20 protein-coding genes and 1 tRNA gene are annotated in these 19,596 nt (G+C 33.2%); 20 read left to right on the forward strand and 1 reads right to left on the reverse strand.

The genetic code is table 11. From position 1 onward, the window contains the following. The first annotated feature begins 24 nt into the window (after positions 1-24). The 8 genes from tmk (at position 25) to thrB (ending at position 6,615) form a co-directional block, all read left to right on the forward strand. Complete coding sequence (gene tmk / locus NH286_RS01955; RefSeq protein WP_106460571.1) at positions 25-648, forward strand: dTMP kinase; 624 nt, start codon at positions 25-27, stop codon at positions 646-648. Position 649: 1 nt separating this feature from the next. Then, on the forward strand, positions 650-979 hold the full coding sequence (locus tag NH286_RS01960) for a cyclic-di-AMP receptor (RefSeq protein ID WP_106460570.1): 330 nt from the start codon (positions 650-652) through the stop codon (positions 977-979). Further along, entirely contained in the window at positions 976-1,764 is a 789-nt protein-coding gene (locus NH286_RS01965) for a DNA polymerase III subunit delta (RefSeq protein ID WP_106460569.1), read from the forward strand. Before NH286_RS01960 ends, NH286_RS01965 begins: the two co-directional genes overlap by 4 nt. Next, positions 1,761-2,573, forward strand: coding sequence for a stage 0 sporulation family protein (locus NH286_RS01970; RefSeq protein WP_106460568.1), 813 nt, complete (start codon positions 1,761-1,763; stop codon positions 2,571-2,573). Before NH286_RS01965 ends, NH286_RS01970 begins: the two co-directional genes overlap by 4 nt. A gap of 123 nt (positions 2,574-2,696) precedes the next feature. Beyond that, positions 2,697-2,870, forward strand: coding sequence for an indolepyruvate ferredoxin oxidoreductase subunit alpha (locus tag NH286_RS01975; RefSeq protein ID WP_106460567.1), 174 nt, complete (start codon positions 2,697-2,699; stop codon positions 2,868-2,870). Positions 2,871-3,101: 231 nt separating this feature from the next. Then, the gene (locus tag NH286_RS01980) at positions 3,102-4,307 is read left to right on the forward strand and encodes a homoserine dehydrogenase (RefSeq protein WP_265236488.1); all 1,206 of its coding nucleotides are present in this window, start codon (positions 3,102-3,104) and stop codon (positions 4,305-4,307) included. Beyond that, positions 4,307-5,761 (forward strand): threonine synthase, encoded by a 1,455-nt coding sequence (thrC, locus tag NH286_RS01985; protein ID WP_106460565.1) that lies wholly within the window; start codon positions 4,307-4,309, stop codon positions 5,759-5,761. The genes NH286_RS01980 and thrC overlap by 1 nt, the downstream gene beginning before the upstream one ends. Beyond that, complete coding sequence (gene thrB / locus NH286_RS01990) at positions 5,758-6,615, forward strand: homoserine kinase (RefSeq protein ID WP_106460564.1); 858 nt, start codon at positions 5,758-5,760, stop codon at positions 6,613-6,615. Before thrC ends, thrB begins: the two co-directional genes overlap by 4 nt. 34 nt (positions 6,616-6,649) lie before the next feature. On the opposite strand, the gene NH286_RS01995 is transcribed toward thrB, so the two are convergent. After that, positions 6,650-6,724, reverse strand: a tRNA-Thr gene (locus NH286_RS01995). Positions 6,725-6,805: 81 nt separating this feature from the next. On the opposite strand from NH286_RS01995, the gene NH286_RS02000 reads away from it, so the two are divergent. The 12 genes from NH286_RS02000 (at position 6,806) to upp (ending at position 19,593) form a co-directional block, all read left to right on the forward strand. Then, a complete protein-coding gene (locus NH286_RS02000) occupies positions 6,806-7,933 on the forward strand; it encodes a hypothetical protein (RefSeq protein ID WP_265236492.1) in 1,128 nt (375 codons plus the stop codon). Beyond that, the gene (locus NH286_RS02005; RefSeq protein WP_265236494.1) at positions 7,930-8,673 is read left to right on the forward strand and encodes a conjugal transfer protein TraX; all 744 of its coding nucleotides are present in this window, start codon (positions 7,930-7,932) and stop codon (positions 8,671-8,673) included. Before NH286_RS02000 ends, NH286_RS02005 begins: the two co-directional genes overlap by 4 nt. A gap of 7 nt (positions 8,674-8,680) precedes the next feature. Next, a complete protein-coding gene (locus tag NH286_RS02010; RefSeq protein ID WP_265236496.1) occupies positions 8,681-10,774 on the forward strand; it encodes a Tex-like N-terminal domain-containing protein in 2,094 nt (697 codons plus the stop codon). Then, positions 10,775-12,481, forward strand: a complete 1,707-nt coding sequence (locus tag NH286_RS02015; protein WP_265236498.1) for a proline--tRNA ligase — start codon at positions 10,775-10,777, stop codon at positions 12,479-12,481. Positions 12,482-12,547: 66 nt separating this feature from the next. Beyond that, positions 12,548-13,414, forward strand: coding sequence for a class II fructose-1,6-bisphosphate aldolase (gene fba, locus NH286_RS02020; protein WP_265236500.1), 867 nt, complete (start codon positions 12,548-12,550; stop codon positions 13,412-13,414). Positions 13,415-13,474: 60 nt separating this feature from the next. Next, positions 13,475-14,782, forward strand: a complete 1,308-nt coding sequence (gene rho, locus NH286_RS02025) for a transcription termination factor Rho (RefSeq protein WP_265236502.1) — start codon at positions 13,475-13,477, stop codon at positions 14,780-14,782. 67 nt (positions 14,783-14,849) lie between these two features. Next, the gene (gene rpmE, locus NH286_RS02030; RefSeq protein WP_106460557.1) at positions 14,850-15,053 is read left to right on the forward strand and encodes a 50S ribosomal protein L31; all 204 of its coding nucleotides are present in this window, start codon (positions 14,850-14,852) and stop codon (positions 15,051-15,053) included. 49 nt (positions 15,054-15,102) lie between these two features. Continuing rightward, positions 15,103-15,897, forward strand: a complete 795-nt coding sequence (prmC, locus tag NH286_RS02035; RefSeq protein WP_265236504.1) for a peptide chain release factor N(5)-glutamine methyltransferase — start codon at positions 15,103-15,105, stop codon at positions 15,895-15,897. A gap of 3 nt (positions 15,898-15,900) precedes the next feature. After that, positions 15,901-16,977 carry a peptide chain release factor 1 gene (gene prfA / locus NH286_RS02040; RefSeq protein WP_106460555.1) on the forward strand — a complete coding sequence of 359 codons (1,077 nt, stop codon included), beginning with the start codon at positions 15,901-15,903 and terminating at the stop codon, positions 16,975-16,977. Further along, on the forward strand, positions 16,978-17,907 hold the full coding sequence (locus NH286_RS02045; RefSeq protein ID WP_106460554.1) for a cation diffusion facilitator family transporter: 930 nt from the start codon (positions 16,978-16,980) through the stop codon (positions 17,905-17,907). Between the two features lie 10 nt (positions 17,908-17,917). Then, positions 17,918-18,961, forward strand: a complete 1,044-nt coding sequence (locus NH286_RS02050; protein ID WP_265236507.1) for an L-threonylcarbamoyladenylate synthase — start codon at positions 17,918-17,920, stop codon at positions 18,959-18,961. A 2-nt stretch (positions 18,962-18,963) separates the two neighbouring features. Beyond that, positions 18,964-19,593, forward strand: a complete 630-nt coding sequence (gene upp, locus NH286_RS02055; protein ID WP_106460552.1) for a uracil phosphoribosyltransferase — start codon at positions 18,964-18,966, stop codon at positions 19,591-19,593. Positions 19,594-19,596: the final 3 nt, after the last annotated feature.

Consider the following 19,596-nt stretch of genomic DNA (forward strand, 5'->3'; position numbering starts at 1 on the left):
AGGAAAATATAGTATAATGGATATATGAGCGGAAAATTTATAGTATTTGAAGGACCAGACGGGTCTGGAAAAACAACCATATTAGAAAAAGTTAAGACGATATTAGAAAATGACTCTCATCCTGTAAGCTTCTATAGGGAGCCAGGTGGAACACCCATTTCTGAAAAAATCAGATCAATAATAATTGACAATGAAAATTCCGAGATGTCAGCAAAGACTGAAGCTCTCCTATTTGCAGCAAGTAGAGCTCAGCTTGTGGAAGAAAGAATTAAACCTGATTTAAAAGCAGGAAAAATTGTAATTTGTGATAGATTTGTATTAAGTTCTTTATTATATCAGGGATTAGGAAGAAATTTGGGTATAGATAAGATAAAGAATATAAATAATTTTGCAACAGAAGGTCTTAAGGCTGACTTAAACATATTTTTCAATATTGACTATAAGACAGCTTTAGAAAGAAAAAGAGCCAATTTTTCTGCAGATAGACTAGAAAACGAAGATTTTTCATTTCACAAAAAGATCTTTGATGGCTATATGCAAATGGCTGATCTCTATAAAGACGAAATAGTAAAGGTAGATGCTAGAAAGTCTATAGAAGATTTAACAGAAGATGTAATCAAAATTATTTATGGCTTATTGGAGGAATAAAATGAAATTATTAGTAGCTATAGTACAAGATGCAGACGTTAATTTTTTAATCGATGCCCTAACAGATGAAGGTTATAGGATAACAAAGCTTTCAACAACAGGTGGATTTTTAAAAAAAGGCAACACTACCCTCTTAATAGGTGTGGAAGAAGTTAAATTAGACGAAGCACTTGGAATAATAGAAAAGAATTGTAAGAAAAGAAATACCACTACAACAATAATAAATCCTACAGGTGAAAGCTCACTAATAAGCACAACAGTACCTATAGAAATAAGTGTAGGTGGGGCAACGGTATTTATAATTGATGTTGAAAAATATGTACAAATATGACCATATTAGAAAGGCAATTAGCAAATAATAATTTATCTAATGCCTACATAATAGAAGGAGAGGATGTAGGATATAATTTAAAGTACTCCCTAGATTTTGCAAAGGAAGTATTTGATTCTTACGATGTAAAGTCAAGTATAAATTCTGACTTATCAGTAATAGATAAGGAAATAATAGACATATCTACAATTAGGACGCTAATAAAAGATATGGTAATTAGACCTACAAATGGGAAAATCAAAATTTATATAATCCATAATGCTCAAAATTTGAGGATTGAGGCAGCAAACGCCATGCTAAAAAGTCTTGAAGAGCTTAAGGATTATATACTTATAATTTTCACAACAGATAATAGCGGGAAATTACTTCAAACTATAAGGTCAAGATGTCAAATAATTAGTATATCTAATGGAAATTATAAAAACGATATTGATTTTGAGAGACTTTCCGATATAATTAGAGAGATTTATGAGGGAAATCTCTCCTTTTATTATAAAGAGAGAGATTATTTATTAGCCTATAAGGATAAAAAAGATGAATTAATATCATCAATCCTTGAAATTTATAAAGGATTAATTGATTTAAAATATAAAAGTAAAAAGCCATACAGATCAAGCTATGCATATAATCTAGAAAAACTTAGCCAAATGGATTTAAATGTTATAGAAAGATTAATCAGTAAGCTTGAAGAAATACAAATTGCTTATAGGAATAATATTAATTTTGAATTAAGTATAGAAAATATATTTTTTAATATATATAGAGAAGGCAGGAAAGATAAATGAATGTAGTTGGAATAAGATTTAAAAATGCTGGCAAAATATATTATTTTAAGGCCAATGATTTAAACCTTTGTTTTAAAGATAAGGTGATAGTCGAAAGCTCAAATGGTCTAGAACTAGCAGAAGTAGCGCTTGCAAATATAGATATTGACAAGGATAAGTTTGACAAAGACTTATCAAGTGTAATAAGAAAGGCAAGCTCAAGAGATTTAGAGATAGATGAATCAAATAAAGAAGAAGCCCAAGAAGCAATGGAGCTTGCAAAAGAAAAAGTAAGAGACCATCAGCTAGATATGAAAATTGTAGAAGGTGAATACAGCTTTGATAAAAGCAAAATTACTTTTTATTTCACATCGGAAAATAGGGTAGACTTTAGAGCTCTTGTAAAAGATTTAGCGTCAATATTTAAGAATAGAATTGAGTTAAGACAAATCGGTGTTAGAGACCATGCTAAGCTTAAAGATTTTCATGGCTCATGTGGACAAAAAACTTGCTGCTCTCGTTTTATGACAGAGTTTAATCCTTTATCAATAAAGATGGCCAAAGACCAAGGAATAACCTTAGATCCAAATAAGATATCTGGAGTATGTGGTAGACTTATGTGCTGCTTAGATTTTGAGGAAGATAATTATCTAAAAGCTAAAAAAGAGCATCCTAAAAAGGGCCATAAAGTTTCTACTGTAGATGGAGTAGGTACGGTGGTAGATAATGATTACATTAGAGGTTTGTGTAAGGTTAGGTTAAACCTTGATGAAAGCGATGAGGAAATAGAAGAATTTTATAGGATAGAAGATATAAGCAAAGACAGATGATAATAATTATCATTATGAATAATTAATCAGATTTCTAGAATATTTTAATAAAATTTCATGTTTTACTTGACATATTATGAATATTATTGTATACTAATCATATAATAAACATAGGAGGAAATTATGGCATACAGAATAGATGAAAATACTTGTATTTCTTGTGGTTCATGCGAAGGTGAATGCCCAGTAGGAGCAATCTCTCAAGGCGATGCTGCTTTTGAAATTGATGCAGATGCTTGTATAGATTGTGGTTCATGCTCAGCAGTTTGCCCAGTAGAAGCAATCGACCAAGAATAATTTCATAGTACATAAAGAATAAGAGACCCCTTTGGGGGGTCTTTTTATATGCAAAATATAATTCTTAAATAATCCTTATTTGTAGTAGGTTAAGATAATACTTGAGTAAAGCAAAAATTAAGGTATTATCTATACAAAATATCTTAGTCGAAAAAATATTTTTGATGATTAATATTAAGATACTTTATTTGTAAATTTAAAACTCAAATAATTATATTCAAGGAGTAAGAAGTGAAAAGAGTAGTAGGACTTGCTATACTAGGATATGGTACAGTTGGCCAGGGGATAGTAAAGCTAATTAGAGAAAAACAAGATTCAATTAAATTCTATACTAATGCAGAAATTGAAATAAAAAAAGTTTTAGTTAGAAAAGTTAGAGATTCTTATGGAGTTGATATTGATAAAGATTTACTTACAACAGACTTTGATGAAATAATAAATGATTCATCTATAGATATAGTTGTCGAAGTTACATCATCAGTTGATCAAGCTAAGGATATGATGCTTAAATCTATGAAAAATGGCAAGCATGTAGTATCGGCAAACAAGGCTGCTATTAGTAAATATTTTCCTGAATTAAATGACCTTGCTAGGGATATGAATCTTCACTTCCTTCACGAAGCGGCAGTTGCTGGAGGGATTCCAGTTTTAAAACCCCTTGGGGACCTTGTAATGGAAAATGAAATCACTAGGGTTAGGGGGATTTTAAATGGTACATGCAATTATATTCTATCTAAGATGACTGAAGAAGGACTTGATTATAGCGATGTCTTAAAAGAAGCTCAAGATTTAGGATATGCTGAAGCTGACCCAAGTGCAGATGTTGAAGGTTTTGATACCCATAGAAAGTTAAGAATTCTATCTACAATGGCTTTTAGGCAAGAAGTCAGTGAGGATGATATACTCGTAGATGGTATTTCTAAAATTACAGCAGATGATATTAGAATTCTTAAAGATAATGGCAGGACTATAAAACTAATAGGTGATTCCTATATTGAAGATAACAAGATTAAGGCCTGTGTTGCCCCGATAGGAGTATATTCAGACTCATATTTTGCATCTGTAAGAGGTGCCTTTAACTCTGTTACTGTCTTTGGTGATATGGTAGGAGAACTTAAATTTTATGGCCAAGGTGCAGGCATGCTTCCTACAGCCAATGCTATCATAAATGACATAATAGATATTATTTTTGATAGACAATCCAAGGTAAGACTTGGCGAAGGTCTAAATAGAAAGATAGATAGCAGTGATATAAGGGCTGATTTTTATCTAAGATATGACAGAAATCTTGTAAATTTAGATGATTTTGATGAAGAAGTTATCGATGATAAATTAAAGGCAAGTCTAATAAGGGATGCAAAATATGTTGATTTAAAGGAAAGACTAGATGCTGATCCTAATTCTCTTATAGTTAGACTTGAAGGTAGGAATTACTAATGAAATACGTATCCACAAGAACAGACAGAAGCCAAATAAATCCAAGCCAAGCTATAATTAGGTCTATAGCAGATGATGGTGGCCTGTTTGTGCCAATGAATTTTCCTTCCTTAGGAGACTTATCTAAGCTTATTGATCTAGATTATAGAGAACTTGCTAGCTACATTTTAAAGATGTATTTTGATGATTTAGGAGATAAGCTAGATATCATTGTAAAAAAGGCTTATGATCAAAAATTCCCAGAGGAAGTTGTAAAGATTAAAGAAACAAATGCCTTTATAATGGAGCTATACCATGGTATAACTCATGCTTTTAAGGATATGGCCCTATCAATACTTCCTTTTTTACTTAAGGCTTCATTAGAAGTAAATGGAGATGATAAGAAAGTTTTAATCCTCGTTGCCACATCTGGAGATACAGGAAAGGCAGCCCTAGAAGGATTTAAGGATGTAGATGGGGTAAGGGCAATGGTCTTTTATCCAAAAGATGGGGTATCAGCCATTCAAAAGCTACAAATGATAAGTCAAGAAGGGGAAAACCTAAATGTTTTTGCTATAAAAGGAAATTTCGACAATGCCCAAACAGCAGTAAAAGATGCTTTTAATGACAAGGAATTTAATAAAAAAATCCTAGAAAAAGGCTATGAATTATCATCGGCAAATTCTATAAATATAGGTAGGCTCATCCCACAGGTTGTTTACTATGTTTACACCTATCTAAGACTAGTACAAAATAAAAAAATAAAACTTGGTGAAAAGGTAAATATTGCTGTGCCTACAGGCAATTTCGGAAATGTTCTAGCTGCTTTTTATGCAAAAAACATGGGGCTTCCTATTAATAAATTGATCATAGCTTCAAATGATAATAAAATCTTAACAGATTTTTTTAAAACTGGGTCTTATGATTCAAATAGAAAGTTGATTTTAACATCATCTCCATCTATGGATATATTGATTTCTTCAAATCTTGAAAGACTATTATATCACCTATCTGATGGAAACTATAAAAAAGTGGCCGAAGCCATGGAATCTTTAAACAAAGATAAAATTTATCTTTGGGATAAGAACTATGATGATTTAATCTATGCAAACTTTGCAGGCGAAGAAGATGTAAAAGATGCAATAAAAAGTACTTATGATTCCTACAAATATTTAATAGACCCCCACACAGCTGTTGCTGTAAGTGTTTATGAAAAATATAAAAAAGAAACAGGCGATGATACACAAACAATAATAGCATCAACAGCCAATCCCCTTAAGTTTCCTGACAAGGTTTTAAATTCCCTAGGAATTGATGGAGGAGATGATGATTTTGAGAAGCTTGAAAAAATAGGAGAGCTTATGGCTAATGAAGTTCCTGAAAATCTATCAGCCTTGAAGGATATGGAAGTAATCCATAAGGATATAATCGATCCATCTAAGCTAAAAGAAGAAGTTTTGAGGAAATTAAAATGAAGGGATTTATGATCAAGGTACCTGCAACAAGTGCAAATGTAGGTTGTGGCTTTGATAGTTATGGTTTATCACTTAATCTTTATAATAGTTTTAACTTTAGGGAAGGTGATGAATTTAGAGAGGATAACCTAGTTATAGAAGCCTATAAATATACTTTTTCTTACCTAGGAAAGGAAGCTATTCCTATAGAGGTAGAAATAGATGGGCTAGTGCCAATGACAAGGGGTCTTGGGTCTTCATCAACTTGTATCGTTGCAGGAATTTATGCTGCCCTTTACATCTTAGAAGGAAAAATTGATAAGGATTTAGCCCTTGATATTGCAGTAGAGATAGAAGGCCATCCAGACAATGTAGGACCTGCAATATTTGGAGGACTTTTGCTTTGTGTAAGGGATGGGGAGAGAGTTTATCATAAAAAAATAATACCAAATAAAAATCTTGAATTAATCGGTCTAATTCCTGACTTTAAGCTAAGGACAGAAGATTCCAGAAATGTGATATCTGATAAACTTCTACTAAAAGATGCTATAAATAATATACAAAGAGCGGCTGTTCTTGGCTTTGCCCTAAAAGATTTAGACAAGGATTTAATAAAAATTTGTCTATATGATAAAATCCACCAGCCATATAGGAAATCCTTAATAAAAGGCTATGATAAAATATATAATAAATCATTAGAGCTTGGAGCACTAGGTGTTTACTTAAGTGGAGCAGGTCCTACAATGATGCTAATAGCAGATAAGAGAGATGATATTTTTGATGATATCAAAAAAAATATGGCAAGTGATTTTTCAACTTGGCAGGTAAAAAAACTTAAAATTGACCCAGAAGGGGCATATATAGAAAATTTATAAAAAAGGCTAGCTTTAAATAGCTAGCCTTTGTAGATGGAGCTAGAAACAGGACTTGAACCTGCAACTTCCGGTTTACGATACCGTTACTCTACCATTGAGTTATTCTAGCATAAATACATTTTACTAGTATTTTTTTATTTCGTCTATATAATATATAGTGTTAGAATTAAATAATTAGAATGGAGCAAAAATGGACTATTCAATAATTTTAGAGCAAATTTACAATTTTATAATAAATAATCAATTTATAGGATTTGCAATAGGAGCTTTTCTTGTCCTAATCATTCTATATATTGCATCAAAGACCTTTAGAAAAAGCGGCTTATTTTTACTGACAACAAGCTTTTTAATGGATTTGAGTATAAGGAGTTTGCCATTTGATATATATAACAACTACCCTTATGTTTTCAATATTGTTATAGGCCTTTACATAGCAGCTTTCATAGATTTTTTGATAAGAGTTTTGTTAATTTTAATTAAGCTTAAAAAGAAAGAAAAGCGTGAAGATTCATCCCTAAAGAATTTTGTGAAATTTACTGGGATAAGACCTTTTTTACTTATGCTTATCGTAAATCTTGTTAATTTTAATAATGTCTTACCTAAAAACATTATAAATCTTTTAACAAGTCTTTCTTTTTTGTATATGGTTTTTAAGACCTTATATTCGACTTATCAATATCTGAGCCAAAAAGAAAATATAGTTATAGACGATCAGATGGATTTTTCGGATATAGATGCTTATTTATCATCAGATAATAAAAATTCTAAGAAGCGCCATAGAAGAGTGCTTAAAAATAAAAGTAGTATAGAAGAGGCAAAAGAGAAAATAGATTCAAAAGGGCCTATTCCTATGTCAAATTTCAAAAAGAAATTAAAAGCTGATGAACCAATAGAAAAAATTGAAAAAGATCTCTCTAATACAGATATAATTAATTTGATGGCTAGTTCAAACAACTTAGTAACTACAATGACTCTAACAGATTTGAATACAAAAAAAACAATCTCTTACAAGAGTGAGAAAGCAAAATTTAATTTATTAGAAGATGACTCCTACAGGGTAGATTTAGAATTTGAAGTTATAAATGATTATGACTATGGAAGATTTATGGATATTCTTTTAGCCTATGATGAAGCTAGGGAAAGGTATAAATTCGAGTTAAGTATAGATGATAACAAATCAAGAGAGCTAAAGATGGTTTTCTTTGATCCAAGTCATATTGATAAAGTAAATGAGAAAGATCATAGCTTAGCTGGTAAAACTATATCTTTAATTTTTCCGAAATATAAGATAAACTTCATTAAAGGAAACTACCAATGATAAACAGAGAAGAACTATTAAAATCATGGAAATCTGATAGGAGATTTCTAAGTACAAGTGCTTTAAAGGTAATAGCATCTACAGCCATGCTTCTAAGTCACCTAGCACAATCATTTTTATTATATGGTTTAGGATATATTAAACTTGCAGATACTTTCATGCTAATAGGTAGGATAGCTATGCCAATATTTTCCTTTCTATTAGTCCAAGGGATTATACTAACAAGTGATATTAAAAAATACTTGGCTAGGTTATTAATTTTTGCCTTTATTTCAGAAATATTTTATGACCTAGCCTTTACAGGAACGGTTTTTGACTTTTCAAGGCAAAATGTATTTTTCACCTTATTTTTGGCTGGAACCATGCTTTATATATGGCAAATAGCTGAAGAAATGGATACTTTCAAGAAAATATTACTTATTTGTTTGTCATTTATAAGTGTATCATTAATAGCTATTGCCATAAAAGCTGACTATACTTATAAGGTAATCACAGCTATTGGTCTATTATATTTTGCAAGAAATAGTAAAATAATGACAGGCCTTGCGATTTTATTGTCATTTGCCTTTTCGCGATTCACTAGAGGCTATGCGGTTTATATTCCTTACATGGTTTATTTATCTATACCACTCATATTTTTATATAACGGACAAAAAGGTAAATCTAGCAAGTGGGGATTTTATATATTTTATCCAGCGCATTTATTAATTATATATATATTGAAAATTATTTTATTATAAGGGATTTATGAATATTACAGAAATTTTATCAAAAGAATTAAATATTAAAGAAGACTCAATAGACAATGTTATCAAACTCTTGGATGAAGGCTCAACAGTAGCCTTTATAGCTAGGTATAGGAAGGAAGTTACAGGTAATCTTACAGATGTAGAGATAAGAGATATTGAAAAAAATCTCAACAAGCTAAGAAATATCGAAAAAAGGCAGGAAGAAATAATAAATGCCATTGATAATAAGGGCCAGCTAACAGATGAATTAAAAGAAAAAATCTTAGCAACTAACACCCTTACAATCTTAGAAGATATCTACGCACCTTTCAAATCTAGAAGAAAGACCAGGGCTGATATAGCTAGGGAATTTGGACTTGATAAGTTTTTAGATAAGCTTCTTACAGATATTAGCGATGAAGAAGCAGCCATAAAGGAAGCTATTAATTATAAGCAAGAAAATTTAGAAGATGAAAAGGAAATTATAATAAGAGCTCTAGATATACTTGCAGAAGACATTGCGAATTCAATAGAAGCTAGAAATATTATAAGAAGAGATGGCCTTGTGAGGGCATGTCTAGTGAGCAAGCTTAAGGCAGAAGAAGATAATCTTTACGAAAATTACCATGATTTTTCTAAAAAGCTTAAGGATTTGAAATCTTTTCAAATTTTAGCTATAAATAGGGCTGAAAAAGAAGATATATTGACTGTAAAGATTGAGTTTACTGATGATTATAACAAAAACTTAATCTATAAGCTCATAAGTCAGGATAAGACCTATAATTCTTACCAAGAAGGCTTGGTAAAAGCTACAATCGATGATGCTTACAAGAGACTGATGCTTCCATCAATTACAACTGAACTTAGAAATAAGCTTACAGAAGAAGCTAGCGATGAGTCTATTAGAGTCTTTGGAGATAACCTAAAGCCTTATTTGTTGCAAAGGCCTATCAAAGGTCAGGTTGTAATAGGACTTGACCCAGGCTTTAGGACAGGTTGTAAGGTAGCAGTTGTAGATAAAAATGGAAAATATTTGGATAAGGCAGTAATTTATCCGGTAGAACCCCATAAGAAAGAAAAAGAAGCGATAGCAATTCTTAAAGGTCTAATAGAAAAATACGGGGTAAGTCTTATAGCTCTTGGTAATGCAACAGCATCTAGGGAAACTGAGCTAGTTGTAAATAAACTCCTTAAGGAAGTAGAAGGTGTAAGCTATGCTATAGTAAATGAGGCAGGTGCTAGTGTTTACTCAGCTTCAGCTCTTGGAGAAGAAGAATTTCCAGACCTTGATGTAACAATAAGAGGGGCCATCTCCATGGCAAGAAGACTCCAAGACCCTATGGCAGAGCTTGTAAAAATTGAACCAAAACATATAGGAGTTGGTCAATACCAACATGACCTTGATGGTAAAAAGCTAGATTTAGAGCTTGCCAAGGTTGTTGAAGATGCTGTAAATGAAGTGGGAGTTAGTATAAATAATGCTTCCTATAAGCTTTTATCATATGTATCAGGTCTAAATCAAAATCTTGCAAAAAGAATTGAAGAAGATTTTAAGGATGGAAAGATTAAATATAGGAAGGACCTTTTAGATGTAAAGGGACTTGGAAAGAAAACCTACGAGCTTGCTGCAGGCTTTTTGAGATTTCCATCATCACCCGAGATTTTGGACAATACAGGAGTCCACCCTGAAAGCTACAAGATAGCAAAAAAACTTGAAGGTTTAAACTTAGATGAGATAAACATAGAAGAAACTGCTCAAAAATTAGAGGTAGGAGAACCGACCCTTAGAGATATCATAAAAGAGCTAAAGAAGCCCGGAAGGGACCCGAGAGATGATAATCCCGAGGTTTTGACAAAAAAAGAAGTTATGAGTCTTGATGACCTAAAAGAGGGTATGATACTTAAAGGGAAAGTTAGAAACATAACTGATTTTGGAGCTTTTGTAGATATTGGAGTAGGAACAGATGGTCTAGTCCATATATCAGAAATTTCCGATAAGTTTATAAAAAATCCTCACGATGTTTTGACAAACTCTGAGGTAGTTACTGTAAAAATTATAGAAATAGATAAGAAAAAAGAAAGAATTGGTCTTTCAATGAGGAGTGTTAATTAAATGAGACTATCAAATTATTATATGCCAACCCTAAGAGAAGATCCTGTGGATGCTGAAACAGCAAGCCATAAGCTTCTAACTAGAGGTGCTTTTATCAGACGTCAAGCTTCAGGAATTTATTCCTTCCTACCACTTGGTAAAAAGGTTATAAATAAAATCGAAGCAATAGTTAGAGATGCCATGGATAGCCATGGAGCAATTGAGGTATCAACATCAATCTTACAACCTAGAGAAATTTGGGATGCATCAGGCAGATGGGAAACATTTGGTCCTGAGATGTTTAAAATTAAAGACAGACACGATAGGGAATACGCCCTAGGTCCAACAGCCGAAGAATCTTTCGTAGATTTAGTAAAAGACGAGCTTAATTCTTATAAGCAACTTCCACTTAATATCTACCAAATAGTAGATAAGTTTAGGGATGAGAAAAGACCTAGATTTGGTATAAATAGGTCACGTGATTTCCTAATGAAAGACGCCTACACCTTTGACCAAGACTTTGAAGGACTAGAAAAAGCATATGACAATATGTGGAAGGCTTATGAATATGCCTTTGACAAAATGAAGCTTGACTACAGAATAGTTGAAGGTGATACAGGAGCTATGGGTGGTAGAAAGAGTCACGAATTTATGGCCCTTGCTGAAAGTGGTGAAGGAGTCATCCTTTATACAGAAAATTCTGATAAGGCTTATACAGACGAAAAGGCAAGAAGCATAGTTCCGGTTATAAAAGAAGAAGAAAAAGAATTGGAATTAGTAAAAACTACTGACAAGAAAACCATAGAAGATGTAAGCGAATTCTTAAATGAAGAAAAAATCAAATGTGCAAAGGCAGTAGACCTTTTGGTAGAAGGAGAGCTTGTATTTGTCTTTATCCCTGGTGATAGGGACTTAAATATGGCTAAACTTATTGCCTACCTAGGTGTTCCAGAGCATGAAATTTTCATGGCAGATGATGAAAGTATAGAAAAATATACTGAACCTGGCTATACAGGACCAATCGGCCTAAAGGATGTAAGGGTAATAATTGATAAGTCACTTACAGAAATTAATAACCTTGTAGTGGGAGCTAACAAGGCTGGCTACCACTATATAAATGCAAACTATAAGAGGGATTTTGATGGGGAGATTGCAGAAGATTTAACCCTAGCCAAAGAAGGCGATGATGCTTATGATGGCAGCGGAAAATACTTATCAGCTCGTGGTATAGAAGTAGGAAATATCTTCCAATTAGGAACTAAATACTCAGAAGCGATTGGGGCAAATTTCCTAGACCAAAATGGCGTTTCAAAACCATTCGTTATGGGCTCTTACGGTATAGGTGTATCAAGATCTGTATCAGCAATTGTAGAGCAAAACCACGATGATAAGGGCATAATCTGGCCTACATCTGTAGCACCATTTGAAGCCATAGTTACAATTGTAAATCCAAACAAGGAAGAGCAAAAAGAACTAGGTGAAGAGATTTATAAAAATCTAAAAGATGCTAGGATAGATGTTCTTCTTGATGATAGAAAAGAACGCCCAGGTGTTAAATTTAACGACAGGGACCTAATAGGAATTCCATATAGGATAACAGTAGGTAAGGATGCAAGTGAAGGAATAGTAGAATATTCAAAAAGATCTGATCTTGAAAATATTAACCTAAATAAAGAAGAAGCTGTAGAGACAATTATAGAAAATATCCATAAAGATTTGCAAGACTAAGGCAATAATGGGTATCATAGTAGTAAAGGATATAAATTTTAGGGCATAAGCCCGGAGGAGAAAATAATGTTAGTAAATGCAAAAGAAATGTTAGACTTAGCTTATGAAAATGGTTATGCAATTGGCCACTTCAATACAAACAACCTTGAATGGACAAAGGCAATCCTACTTGCTGCAGAAGCAAAGAAGACTGCAGTTATTATAGCATCAAGTGAAGGTGCTGCAAAATATATGGGAGGCTTCAAAGTTGTAGCTGACCTAGTTAGAAATCTTCACGATGCTCTAAACATAACTGTTCCTGTAGCAATCCACTTAGACCACGGTTCATATGAAGGTGCAAAAGCTTGTATAGAAGCTGGCTTTACATCAGTAATGTTTGATGGCTCACACTTCCCAATAGATGAAAACCTTGAAAAAACAAGAGAAATTGTTAAACTAGCTCACGAAAAAGGCATCTCAGTAGAAGGTGAAGTTGGCGGAATCGGTGGAGAAGAAGATGGAGTTGCATCAGCTGGAGAACTTGCAGATGTTGAAGAATGTAAAAATCTTGCAGCATGCGGCATAGACTTCCTAGCGGCAGGTATCGGTAATATCCACGGTGTATATCCTGCTGATTGGCAAGGACTTAACTTTGAAAGACTACAAGAAATTTCTGATGCAGTTAAAATGCCAATAGTTCTTCACGGTGGTACAGGTATTCCAAGCGATCAAATCAAAAAAGCAATCAGCCTTGGAGTATCAAAAATCAACGTAAATACAGAATGCCAAATCGAATTTGCTAAGGCAACAAGAGCTTATATAGAAGCTGGCAAAGACCAACAAGGCAAGGGCTTTGATCCAAGAAAACTTCTAAAAGACGGTACAGATGCAGTACAAGCCCTAGTAGAAGAAAAAATTGAAATGTTCGGTAGCACAAATAGTGCCAAAAACTAAATAACGATATTAAAAGAAAAAGAATAGGGGCCTTGTGCCCCTTGATTTTTTATAAGACTTATGGATAATTTAAAAGATAAAAAATTAGTTGATTTAAGAGAAATAGCAAAAGACTTAGGCATAGAATCAATTAGTAAATATAGAAAAGATGAACTAATAAAACTTATTGAAGAAGAAAATAAAAATAAGGAAGAAGAAAGCCAAGAGGCAAGAGAAAATGACCTAGGTTCTAAATTTGATTGTGATGGAATACTTGAAATATTACCAGATGGATTTGGATTCTTAAGAACCCAACTTTACGAGTCAGGTGATGATGATATCTATGTCCCACCTAAGCAAATAAAGATGTTTAGGCTAAAAACAGGAGACTACATAGAGGGAATAGCTAGAGAAAAACACGACAAGGATAAGTTTTCTCCTTTAATATTTGTATCAAGTGTAAATGGGATAAAGCCAGGGGATGCCTTTAATAGGCCACCTTTTGAAGACCTAACACCAATTTATCCGAATGAGAGAATAAGTGTGGAGACAGATTCTAAACACTTATCTGGCAGAATAATTGATATAATAAGCCCGATAGGAAGGGGCCAAAGAGGCCTTATAGTTTCTCAGCCAAAGGCAGGAAAGACAACACTAATCAAAGAAATAGAACGAGCCCTAGAAAAAAACTACGATGACCTTAAAATATTGGTCCTTCTAATCGACGAAAGACCAGAAGAAGTAACAGATTTCATAAGATTTGTAAATGAATATAGGGATCCAGAAAATGTCTTGATGAGAACTGAGGTAGCTGCATCGACCTTTGACATGCCACCACAAAACCACATAGACATAGCAGAAATGGTCCTAGAGCGAGCTAAGAGGTTTGTTGAGGAGAAGAAGGATGTAGTGATCCTTCTTGACTCCATCACAAGGCTTGCAAGGGCCTATAATATCATGACACCTCAATCAGGCAGGACCCTATCAGGTGGTCTTGATCCACTAGCCCTTGTTGGTCCAAAGCAATTTTTTGGTGCTGCAAGAAATATTGAAAATGGTGGCTCACTTACAATACTAGCCACAGCCTTAGTAGATACTGGTTCTAGGATGGATGATATGATTTTTGAAGAGTTTAAGGGAACTGGCAATATGGAAATCCACCTAGATAGACGTTTATCAAATAGAAGGATATTCCCAGCTATAAATATCGAAAAATCATCAACAAGACGTGATGATCTTCTTTTATCAAAAAAAGAAATGGAAGCTATTTATAAGCTAAGAAATTCAGACCTAAATACAACAGAATCTATTCTGGAGTTAATCGATTGGATGAAAAGGACAAAATCTAACGAAGATTTTGTTAAACTGATAAATTCATCCCTTAAATAACTTGATTTAAGTATACAAAGCAGGTATAATTTTAATTGCTTATTGAAATGGAAGATAGAGGTGAATTATGAAAAAAGAATTACATCCAGAATATCACCAAGCTAAGGTAACTTGTGTGTCTTGTGGCAACGAGTTTACAGTAGGTTCAACAGAAGAAGAAATCAAAGTAGAAGTTTGCAGCAATTGTCACCCATTCTACTCTGGTAAACAAAGAACTGCTGAACGTGGTGGTAAGGTAGAAAGATTTAACAAGAAATACGGTAGAAAATAATAGAAAGAAATATAAGGTAAGGCAACTTACCTTATTTTTGTGTAAAATAATGAAAATATCAGAATTTTTAAAAAAAGATTACAACACAACACTCATAGCTCTTTCCTATATTTTAGATAAACCCAAATCTTTTATACTCTTAAATCAAAATTTAGACCTAAAAGAAGAAGAATCTAGAAAATTAAACGATATAATAAATATGAGGAAAGAATCTATTCCCCTCCAATACGCCATAGGCTGGTGGGAATTTTATAATTTAAGGCTTAAGGTTGATTCTAGAGCCCTTATACCTAGATTTGAAACAGAGATAATTGTTGATTATATTATAAAATCTAACTTTAATAAGAAAAAAATCCTAGATATAGGAACAGGTAGTGGTGCTATAGCTCTAAGTCTTGCATATAATCTAAAGGACTCTCTTGTCATTGGATCAGATATAGAAGATAAGGCCCTAAGCTTAGCAAATGAAAATAAAGAGTATCTAGATATAAATAATGTCGGCTTTATCAAATCTGACTTATTTGAAAATATTGAAGGCAAATTTGATTTAATAGTATCAAACCCACCTTATATCAATGAAGTAGATTATGAAAGTCTCGATAAAGAGCTTTTTTATGAACCTAAATCAGCCCTTTATGGCGGTGTAGATGGTTTAGATTTCTATAGGCAAATTATAAAAGATGCACCAAATTATCTAAATGATGGAGGACACCTAATTTTTGAAATAGGTTATGATCAAAAAGATGAGATTAATGAATTATTGAAGAATGAAAATTTTATTAAGATAAAAAACATCAAAGATTTTAACGATTTTGATAGATTTATTATTGCACAGAAAGGATAAATTATGTTTGAAAATCTAGAACATGTTAGAGAAAATTACAAACAACTTGAATTAAAACTTGCAGATCCAGCAGTTTTAGCAGATATGGATCAATTTAGAAAAGTTTCTAAAGAATACAATTCACTAAAACCAGTAGTTGAAAAATACGAAGAAATTAAAAACGCAGAAGATACAATAGAAGAAAATCAAGAGCTTCTAAACGAGACAGATGATCAAGATATGATTGCTATGCTCAAAGAAGAAATTGATGAAAACAAAAAAAACCTTGAAGTCTTCAAAGATGAAATGCAAATTCTTCTAATACCAAAGGACCCTAACGATGAAAGAGACGTAATTGTTGAAATTAGACCTGGGGCTGGAGGTGATGAGGCAGGACTTTTTGCTGGAGACCTTTACAGAATGTATAACATGTATGCTGATAAGGCAGGCTTTAAGACTGAAGATATTGAGGTTAACACCCAAGGGGTAGGTGGAATTAAGGATGCTACCTTTGTTGTAAGAGGTGAGGGAGCTTATTCTAAGTTAAAATACGAATCAGGAGTTCATAGGGTTCAAAGAGTACCTGAGACAGAATCTGGTGGTAGGATACATACATCTACAGCAACTGTTGCAGTTCTTCCAGAAGTTGATGAAGTAGAGCTTCACATAGATCCTAACGATATTAGGGTGGATGTTTATAGGTCAAGTGGTAATGGTGGCCAATCTGTAAATACAACTGACTCTGCTGTAAGACTTACCCATATTCCAACAGGCCTAGTTGTAGCCATACAAGATGAAAAAAGTCAGATAAAGAATAAAGACAAGGCCATGAGAGTACTTAGGGCTAGACTTTATGAGTTAGAAGAAGAAAAAAGAAATAAAGAAATAGCAGATAACAGAAAAAGCCAGGTAGGTACTGGTGATAGGTCTGAAAGAATAAGAACATATAACTTCCCTCAAGGAAGAATAACCGACCACAGGATCAATAAGACCGTTTACCAACTAGATGATTTTCTAAATGGAAATATAGAAGATATGATTAACTCCCTAATAGCAGAAGATCAAACTAGAAAGTTAGAAAAAATAGGCGAGGAAGAATAGTTGTTTGATTTCCTCGCTAAAAGATTGGTAAAGGATTATAAAAATACAGATAATCCTGATGTAAGGCTAGATTTAATAAGTGTATCGTCTCTTATTGGCATAATAATGAATATCATACTTTTTATAAGTAAGATTATTTTAGGTTTTGTAAGTAAGTCTACAGCTATCTTAAATGATGCCTTTAACAACCTTTCTGATTCGGTAGTCTCAATAATGGCCTTAGTTGGTTCTAGTTTTTCTAAAAAACCAGCCGATAAGGACCATCCATTCGGGCATGGTAGGATAGAATATGTGGTATCCTTACTTGTTTCGATAGTGATTATCTATGTGGGACTTATGCTTTTTATAAATTCTGCAAAGTCTTTTAATGATAATAACCCCAACGGTCTTAGTTTACTAAGCTTTATAATATTATTTGCCGGTATCTTGATAAAAGTATACATCTATAGGTTAAATGCAAAATTATATAAAGATTTAGAATCAGACCTGAACCTAGGTGTAATGCTTGATGCTAGAAATGATATAATTTCAACCAGCGCAATTATTTTAGGTGTATTTTTGCAAAGATTTGTAAGTTTTAACCTAGATGCTGCAATGGGTATTGTAGTAGCGTTTTTTGTTATAAAGCCTGGTATAGACTTATTTAATGAAACAGTAAAATATTTATTAGGTGAAAGAATTGATGAGCATATAGAAGAAAAGATTTCTGAAATATTATTATCTGGCCAATATATAAAGGGCATGCATCATTTGGATATTCACCAATATGGTAGGGGACAGATAATAGGGTCTTGCCATGTTGAGGTTCCAGGAAATTTGACTGTCAGTGAACTTCATAATGAAATAGACAGGATCGAAAAAATTATTAGGAAGGAAACAGGAGTGATACTTACACTTCACGCTGATCCGACTTATTGTATTTTAGATTAAAGAAGGCTAAATGAAAACAGAAGTTTTAGAGTTAGATAGAAATAACATTGATGAAAAAATAATAAAAAAGGCAGCAAGCTTGATAAATGAGGGAGAACTTGTAGCCTTTCCGACTGAAACAGTCTATGGACTTGGGGCAGATGGCCTAAATGATAAGGCTTGCCAGAAAATTTTTAAGGCTAAACATAGGCCGGCCGACAATCCTTTGATTTTACACATTTCAGATCTAGAAATGCTAGAAAAATTAGTAGATGATATAAAAGAAACGGATAAGGCCCTATTTAAGCTTTGGCCAGGGCCACTAACACTGATTTTTAAGAAATCCAAACTAATACCTGATTCTGTCACAGCAGGAGGGGATACTGTAGCTATAAGATATCCATCAGATAAGATTGCAAATAGGCTAATAGCTACTGCAAATACACCAATTGCAGCCCCATCTGCAAATATATCAGGTAGGCCATCGCCAACTAATGCAGATGATGTATTTTTTGATATGGAAGGCACTATACCTATGATCTTAGATGGAGGAGAGTCCAACATTGGTATAGAATCTACTGTTCTTGACTTATCAGAAGATGTGCCAGTGATACTTAGACCTGGCTTTTATACCTTTGAGTTCCTAAAAGAGATTATCCCTGATGTGAGACTAGATGATAGCCTTGTAGATGCAAGTGTCAGACCAAAATCTCCAGGACAAAAATATAAGCACTACGCCCCAAAGGCTAAGATGAAAGTATTTGTAGGCCAAGGAGCAAAAGATTATATTTATGATCTTGCAAATTCTTATAAAGAAAAATCTTATAGGGTAGGAATATTAGGATTTGGGGATTCTAAAGAAATATTTAAAGATTTTAATTTTATAAGCTTTGGTGATAGGAATGACTTATCTACAATGAGCCATGTTTTATTTTCTGCCTTAAGGCAGATGGATAGGATGGATGTAGATATTATTCTAGCAGAAGGTGTTAAGGAAAATCATTTGGGTAAGAGTATAATGAATAGGATGAAAAAATCGGCAGCAGGCGATGTGAATTATATAGGAGATAAATAACAATGAAAAATGTAAAAGTATTAGACCATCCAGTAATCAAACACAAAATTTCCATTTTAAGAGATATAAATACAGGCTCAAATGAGTTTAGATCTCTAGTTACAGAAATAGCTATGATGTTAGCGTATGAAGCAACATCAGATTTAGAGCTTGAAGAATATGAAGTAGAAACACCAGTTGCAAAGACAACTGGCTATAGACTAACAGGGAAAAAAATCGGTATTGTTCCAATTCTTAGAGCAGGTCTTGGAATGGTTGATGGGGTATTAGAAGTCCTACCAGCAGCTAAAATTGGCCATATTGGTATGTATAGAAACGAAGAAACCCTACAACCTGTAGAGTATTATTGCAAACTCCCTAGCGATGTGGAAAATAGAGACATACTTGTAGTAGATCCAATGCTTGCTACAGGTGGTTCAGCTTGTGATGCTATAGATAGACTAAAAGAATATGGTTGCAAATCTATCAAATTATTAAGTGTAATAGCAGCGCCTGAAGCTTTCAAATTACTTGAAGAAAAGCATCCAGATGTAAAAATATATATAGCTCAATTAGATGAGAAATTAAATGAAAATGGCTATATAGTACCAGGACTTGGTGATGCCGGCGATAGGCTATTTGGCACTAAATAAGGA

The organism is Anaerococcus sp. NML200574 (assembly GCF_026131665.1).
Classification (GTDB): domain Bacteria; phylum Bacillota; class Clostridia; order Tissierellales; family Peptoniphilaceae; genus Anaerococcus; species Anaerococcus kampingae.